The sequence below is a fragment of the Mesorhizobium qingshengii genome (assembly GCF_027563465.1).
Taxonomy (GTDB): domain Bacteria; phylum Pseudomonadota; class Alphaproteobacteria; order Rhizobiales; family Rhizobiaceae; genus Mesorhizobium; species Mesorhizobium qingshengii_A.
Genome location: NZ_JAPFQA010000005.1, coordinates 359,155 through 365,230, shown reverse-complemented (window position 1 = coordinate 365,230; position 6,076 = coordinate 359,155). Strand labels below are relative to the sequence as shown.

8 protein-coding genes are annotated in these 6,076 nt (G+C 61.4%); 1 reads left to right on the top strand and 7 read right to left on the bottom strand.

Translation table 11 applies throughout. The features are described 5' to 3' along the window. From OOJ09_RS15265 to eno, 5 genes are all read right to left on the bottom strand, one after another. The coding region (locus tag OOJ09_RS15265; RefSeq protein WP_269905967.1) for a biotin/lipoyl-containing protein at nucleotides 1-561 on the bottom strand (561 nt) is incomplete at its 3' end. 18 nt (nucleotides 562-579) lie between these two features. Continuing rightward, the gene (locus OOJ09_RS15260) at nucleotides 580-2,001 is read right to left on the bottom strand and encodes a pyruvate dehydrogenase complex E1 component subunit beta (protein ID WP_269905966.1); all 1,422 of its coding nucleotides are present in this window, start codon (nucleotides 1,999-2,001) and stop codon (nucleotides 580-582) included. Between the two features lie 15 nt (nucleotides 2,002-2,016). After that, nucleotides 2,017-3,054 (bottom strand): pyruvate dehydrogenase (acetyl-transferring) E1 component subunit alpha, encoded by a 1,038-nt coding sequence (gene pdhA, locus OOJ09_RS15255; protein WP_269905965.1) that lies wholly within the window; start codon nucleotides 3,052-3,054, stop codon nucleotides 2,017-2,019. A gap of 194 nt (nucleotides 3,055-3,248) precedes the next feature. After that, the gene (locus OOJ09_RS15250; protein WP_269905964.1) at nucleotides 3,249-3,572 is read right to left on the bottom strand and encodes an FtsB family cell division protein; all 324 of its coding nucleotides are present in this window, start codon (nucleotides 3,570-3,572) and stop codon (nucleotides 3,249-3,251) included. A 165-nt stretch (nucleotides 3,573-3,737) separates the two neighbouring features. Continuing rightward, nucleotides 3,738-5,012: a phosphopyruvate hydratase gene (gene eno, locus OOJ09_RS15245; protein ID WP_269905963.1), complete on the bottom strand. Its 1,275-nt coding sequence runs from the start codon at nucleotides 5,010-5,012 to the stop codon at nucleotides 3,738-3,740. Between the two features lie 208 nt (nucleotides 5,013-5,220). Between eno and OOJ09_RS15240 the strand changes: the two genes are divergently transcribed. After that, complete coding sequence (locus OOJ09_RS15240; RefSeq protein WP_091584815.1) at nucleotides 5,221-5,346, top strand: hypothetical protein; 126 nt, start codon at nucleotides 5,221-5,223, stop codon at nucleotides 5,344-5,346. A 57-nt stretch (nucleotides 5,347-5,403) separates the two neighbouring features. On the opposite strand, the gene OOJ09_RS15235 is transcribed toward OOJ09_RS15240, so the two are convergent. Next, nucleotides 5,404-5,769 (bottom strand): PRC-barrel domain-containing protein, encoded by a 366-nt coding sequence (locus tag OOJ09_RS15235; RefSeq protein ID WP_269905962.1) that lies wholly within the window; start codon nucleotides 5,767-5,769, stop codon nucleotides 5,404-5,406. Between the two features lie 83 nt (nucleotides 5,770-5,852). Next, complete coding sequence (locus OOJ09_RS15230) at nucleotides 5,853-6,056, bottom strand: dodecin family protein (RefSeq protein WP_269905961.1); 204 nt, start codon at nucleotides 6,054-6,056, stop codon at nucleotides 5,853-5,855. Between the last annotated feature and the right edge of the window lie 20 nt (nucleotides 6,057-6,076).

Genomic DNA, 6,076 nt, shown 5'->3' with positions numbered 1-6,076 from the left:
AGCCTTCGCGGCAGGCTTGGCACCGCCGCCGGCAATCGCCGCGTCGACATCGGCCTTGACCACACGGCCATGCGGGCCGGTGCCAGTGACGGCGGACACATCGACGCCGGCTTCCTTGGCGACGCGCCGGGCCAGCGGCGAAGCGAAGGTGCGCTCGCCACCCGCATGACCGTTGGCAACCGGAGCCGCCTCTGCCTTGGGCGCGGCGGCGACAGGTTCAGCCTTTGGTGCCTCGGCCTTTGGTGCTTCAGCCTTGGGAGCCTCGGCTTTCGCTGGCGCAGCACCGCCACTGCTTTTCGCGGCAGCACCTGCATCTTCGCCTTCAGCCGCGAGCACGGCGATCAGCGCATTGACCTTGACGCCTTCGGTGCCGGCGGGAACGACGAGCTTTGCAACCGTTCCCTCATCGACAGCCTCGACCTCCATGGTCGCCTTGTCGGTTTCGATCTCGGCGATGACATCGCCCGGCGAAACCTTATCGCCTTCCTTCACGAGCCACTTTGACAGATTGCCTTCTTCCATCGTGGGCGACAGGGCCGGCATGGTGATGTTGATTGGCATTTTGTTCTCCCGCCCGGTTCAGCGATACGTGACGGCCTTGACCGCCTCGATGACCTCGCCGACGTTTGGCAAGGCCAGTTTCTCGAGGTTGGCCGCATAGGGCATCGGCACATCCTTGCCGGCAATGGTGATCACCGGAGCATCGAGGAAATCGAAGGCGCGCTGCGATACCTGGTTGGCGATATGGTCGCCGACCGAGCTCTGCGGGAAGCCTTCTTCCACCACGACCAGCCGATTGGTCTTCTTGACCGAAGCGATGACGGTGTCGAGGTCGAGCGGCCGGATCGTGCGCAGGTCGATGATCTCGGCATCGATGCCCAGGCCGCGCAGTTCCGCCTCCGCCTTGACCGCATAAGTCATGCCGATTCCGAAGGAAACGATGGTGACGTCCTTGCCGGTCTTGTGGATGCGCGCCTTGCCGATCGGCAGCACGAAATCATCCAGCTTCGGCACGTCGAAGGACTGACCGTAGAGGATTTCGTTCTCGAGGAAGATAACAGGGTTCGGGTCGCGGATCGCCGCCTTGAGCAAGCCCTTGGCGTCGGCGGCGGTGTAAGGCATCACAACCTTGAGGCCCGGAATGTGGCTGTACCAGGCGGCATAGCACTGCGAATGCTGGGCGGCGACGCGGGCTGCGGCGCCGTTCGGCCCGCGAAACACGATCGGCGCGCCCATCTGACCACCGGACATATAGAGCGTCTTGGCGGCCGAATTGATGATCTGGTCGATCGCCTGCATGGCGAAGTTGAAGGTCATGAACTCGACGATCGGCTTCAGGCCGGCCATCGCCGCACCAACACCAACACCGGCAAAGCCATGCTCGGTGATCGGCGTGTCGACGACGCGCCGCGGCCCGAATTCCTGCAGCAGCCCTTGCGTGATCTTGTAGGCGCCCTGATATTCGGCAACCTCCTCGCCCATGACGAAGACATCGCCATCGCGGCGCATTTCCTCGGCCATCGCGTCACGCAGAGCTTCGCGCACCGTGGTCGAGACCATTTCGGTGCCTACAGGAATGTCCGGATCGGCGGCGATTTCCGTTTTCGGGGCGGCGGCGACGGGTGCTGCTTTACCCTCCCCCTTGTGTGGAGGGTTGGCCGGCTCGCCGGCCGGGGCGGGGGTTGCAGCGGTGGGTTCACCCGCGCCTGCGGCGCGACCTCCCCCATCGGAGGGGGAGGTAAGGGAGCTGGCGCTTTCACCGTCCTGCAGCAAGACGGCAATCGGCGTGTTGACCTTGACGCCTTCGGTGCCGGCGGCAATCAGGATCTTGCCCAGCGTGCCTTCGTCAACGGCTTCGACTTCCATCGTCGCCTTGTCGGTTTCGATCTCGGCGATGACGTCGCCGGCGACGATCTTGTCGCCCTCGTTTTTCAACCACTTGGAAAGATTGCCCTCTTCCATGGTCGGCGAAAGGGCGGGCATGAGAATTTCGATCGGCATGTCCTTGCCCTCCCGTTACAGTACGATATCGGTCCAGAGCTCGGACGGATCCGGCTCCGCGTCGTTCTGGGCAAATTCGGCGGCGTCCGCGACGACGTCGCGAACCTCCTTGTCGATGGCTTTCAATTCGTCCTCGGTCGCCCACTTCTTCTCGATCAGCCGCGCCTTGACCTGCTCGATAGGGTCATGTTCGGAGCGCATCTTCTGCACTTCTTCCTTGGAGCGGTATTTGGCCGGGTCGGACATCGAGTGGCCGCGATAGCGGTAGGTCTGCATTTCGAGGATCAACGGCCCGTTGCCGGCGCGGCACCATTCGGTGGCGAGATCGCCGGCGGCCTTCACCGCGCGCACATCCATGCCGTCGACCTGGATACCGGGAATCTTGAAAGATGCGCCACGGTGAGAGAAATCGGTCTCGGCGGACGAGCGCGAAACCGACGTGCCCATGGCATAACGGTTGTTCTCGATGATGTAGATGACCGGCAGCTTCCACAGCGAGGCCATGTTGAAGCTTTCATAGACCTGGCCCTGGTTGGCCGCACCGTCACCGAAATAGGTCAGCGAGACGTTGTTGTTGTCGCGATAGCGGTTGGCAAAGGCGAGCCCGGTGCCAAGCGATACCTGCGCGCCGACGATGCCGTGACCGCCGTAAAAGTGCTTTTCCTTGGAGAACATGTGCATGGAGCCGCCCTTGCCCCTGGACAGACCACCGCGGCGGCCGGTCAGTTCGGCCATGACGCCCCGCGGTGAAAGCTCCATCGCCAGCATGTGGCCGTGGTCGCGATAGGCGGTGATCATCTGGTCGCCCTCGATCAGCGCCATCTTCATGCCGGTGACGACCGCTTCCTGACCGATATAGAGGTGGCAGAAGCCACCGATGAAACCCATGCCGTAAAGCTGGCCGGCCTTTTCCTCGAAGCGACGGATGAGCAGCATATGCCGGTAGGCGGCAAGCTCTTCATCCCTGGTGAATTCAGCGGGTTTGGGGGCGGAAAGCCCCGATTTGCCGTCGGATCTGGATTTGGCAGGCGCTTTTCTGGCTGCGGTGGCCATGCATCACTCCCTGTTGGCGTCTCTTCGCGGACATTAGAGCAGGATGAAATCTGCTCCGGGGAGATCAGCTCCTCCCCACCGATTTATGCAAGGCTAACACGCGCCAAAGCGTTGCGCCATGCCGAATTTGCATAGCTGGCATGCACCTAAGCGATTAAAAACATTGAAAATATTGGCGATTAACCTGATACCGGTTATTTCGCTGCGGCCGGCAACATGATGGTTATTTCGTCAGCCTGGGACAGATTGAGCGCCTTGCGCGCCTGCTCGTCGAGCATGTCCTTCTCCAGCGTGCCCTCATGCATGAGCCGGACGCGCCGCTCGAGTTCCATCCGGCGCGCCTTGATCGCATCGAGCTGACCTTGCAGCGCGACCGTCTGGGCTTCCAGCTGATATTTCGAGTAGATGCCGAATTCGCCGTGATAGGCGTGAAAGCCGAAATAGGCCAGGAAGGCCACGCAGAGCGAGGGGATGATCAGCCGGCCGGTGTTTCTCTGCTTGTGCTGACGCGTCCACATCGCTCGAATCCTCGCGGCCGCGAACTCAGGCGGCTCGCCATCTTTTTCGCCCGATTGTGCTTAACGGACGGTTACGGATGACCGGCTTGGCGGCGCCAAAATCAAAAAGGGACGGGAATGCTCCCGCCCCTTCATGCGATATTGGAGAATCCGAATGTTTTCGGATCAGCCCTTCAGCATCGACTTGCCGGCGTAGCGCGCCTGCTTGCCGAGTTCTTCCTCGATGCGGATCAGCTGGTTGTACTTTGCCATGCGGTCCGAGCGCGACAGCGAGCCGGTCTTGATCTGTCCGCAATTGGTGGCGACGGCGAGATCGGCAATGGTCGAATCCTCGGTTTCGCCCGAGCGGTGCGACATGACAGCGGTGTAGCCGGCCTTGTGCGCGGTCTCGACGGCGTCGAGCGTTTCCGTCAGCGAACCGATCTGGTTGACCTTGACCAGGATCGAATTGGCAACGCCCATGCGGATGCCGTCGCGCAGCCGTGCCGTGTTGGTGACGAACAGATCGTCGCCGACCAGCTGCGTCTTCTTGCCGATCAGGTCGGTGAGGTACTTCCAGCCTTCCCAGTCGTCCTCGGCCAGGCCGTCCTCGATCGTGATGATCGGGTAGTCCGCGGCAAGCTTGGCCAGGTATTTGGCCTGGGCCTTCGGGTCACGCGTCTTCTTCTCGCCCTCATAGACGTAGTTGCCGTCCTTGAAGAACTCGGTCGCCGCGCAATCGAGGCCGAGCGCGACCTCTTCGCCCGGCTTGAAGCCGGCCTGCTCGATCGATTCCATGATGAAGTCGAGCGCGACCGGCGCGCTCTTCAGGTTGGGGGCAAAGCCGCCCTCGTCGCCGACATTGGTGTTATGGCCGGCATCCTTCAGCTTCTTCTTCAGCGTGTGGAAGATTTCCGATCCCCAGCGAACGCCTTCGCGCAGCGTCGGCGCGCCGATCGGCAGGATCATGAATTCCTGGAAATCAATCGGGTTGTCGGCATGCGCGCCGCCATTGATGATGTTCATCATCGGCACCGGCAGGACATGCGCCTTGGTGCCGCCGACATAGCGGTAGAGCGGCAGGCCGGCGGCATCGGCCGCCGCCTTGGCCACCGCCAGCGACACGCCGAGGATGGCGTTGGCGCCAAGCCGGCTCTTGTTGGGCGTGCCGTCGAGCTCGATCATGGTCTGATCGATGTGGATCTGGTTTTCGGCTTCCATGCCGCCGATCGCCTCGAACAGCTCGCCATTCACCGCCTCGACGGCCTTGAGCACGCCCTTGCCGAGATAGCGGGCGCCGCCGTCGCGCAGTTCGACAGCCTCGTGGGCACCGGTCGAGGCGCCCGACGGCACCGCGGCGCGGCCCATCGAACCGTCTTCGAGAACGACATCGACCTCGACGGTCGGATTTCCACGGCTGTCCAGGATTTCACGCCCGACAATGTCGATGATGGCGGTCATTGCGATGTCCCCGATTGATCGATTGAAAGCGTCGCGCACGTCTTAGCCAAAGTGCCGCAAAAGGCAATCGGCCTGCCTGCAATTATTGCCGTGGCGTCAGGCCCGGCGATTCACGAAGCGCAAATCGCTGTCATCATAAGTCATGCCATCGGGCACGGATTTCGGGTATGGCTGTTGTCGCGCGGGGCGAAACATGAGGAGTTTCGCCATGTCTGAGTTGAGCGGTATCGTGAGTCTGTTCCTGATCGCGGCTGCGTTTCTGACGTCGTGCGACAATCAGCAGTCGCCACCCAAAGCCCTGGCGCCGCTGCCGGCCTTGCACATCAGCGAATAGGCAGCGACCTGAATCAAGAAAGGCCCCGCCTCGGCGGGGCCTTTCTTATTGCAGCCGTCAATGCCAGTAGGGCGTGACCTTGTAGTAGTCGTAAGATGCGTCACGCGCCGTCTCGCCATCCGCGCCGGCCAGCTCGTTAATCGAATAGGCAGGCGCCGCTTTCAGTTGCTCCTTGGAGAACGGCACGATGTAGCCGCCCTTGTGCTCATCATAGTCGAGACTCGCCCACGGGATGGCGTGATACTTCTCGCCGATGCCGAGAAAGCCGCCAAAGCCAATTACCGCGAACATGATGCCGTTCGACGTCTTGTCGAGCATGATATCCTCGATGCTGCCAATGCTTGTGCCTTCGGTATTGTAGACGGACGTGCCGATGACGCGCGAAGCAGCAATGGCTTCGGTATGGCCTGTCTGCGTTGTCATGGTGTGCTCCTCGTTGTCGTTGATCTGGACTTTGACAATGAGGGGCGGGAGCGAAAGTTCCCGACTTTTTCGGCTACGGGCAGCTACTCCGCGAGGATGAAGGTAACCTTCATGTTGACGCGATAGGCAGCGATCTTGCCTTCTTCGACGACGATCTTCTGGTCCTGTATCCAGGCGCCTTCGACGTTCTTGAGGGTCTTCGATGCGCGCGCAATTCCCTTTTCGATGGCGTCCTGAAAGCTCTTTTTCGACGACGATGTGATTTCGGTGACGCGGGCAACAGACATGGCTTCCTCCTGCCAAAACG

Excerpts from the sequence above, each read along its gene's own strand:
- pdhA (WP_269905965.1), bottom strand. The coding sequence starts at position 3,054 with ATGGCCACCGCAGCCAGAAAAGCGCCTGCCAAATCCAGATCCGACGGC.
- OOJ09_RS15250 (WP_269905964.1), bottom strand. The coding sequence starts at position 3,572 with ATGTGGACGCGTCAGCACAAGCAGAGAAACACCGGCCGGCTGATCATC.
- OOJ09_RS15240 (WP_091584815.1), top strand. The coding sequence starts at position 5,221 with ATGTCTGAGTTGAGCGGTATCGTGAGTCTGTTCCTGATCGCGGCTGCG.
- OOJ09_RS15235 (WP_269905962.1), bottom strand. The coding sequence starts at position 5,769 with ATGACAACGCAGACAGGCCATACCGAAGCCATTGCTGCTTCGCGCGTC.
- OOJ09_RS15230 (WP_269905961.1), bottom strand. The coding sequence starts at position 6,056 with ATGTCTGTTGCCCGCGTCACCGAAATCACATCGTCGTCGAAAAAGAGC.
- eno (WP_269905963.1), bottom strand. The coding sequence starts at position 5,012 with ATGACCGCCATCATCGACATTGTCGGGCGTGAAATCCTGGACAGCCGT.
- OOJ09_RS15260 (WP_269905966.1), bottom strand. The coding sequence starts at position 2,001 with ATGCCGATCGAAATTCTCATGCCCGCCCTTTCGCCGACCATGGAAGAG.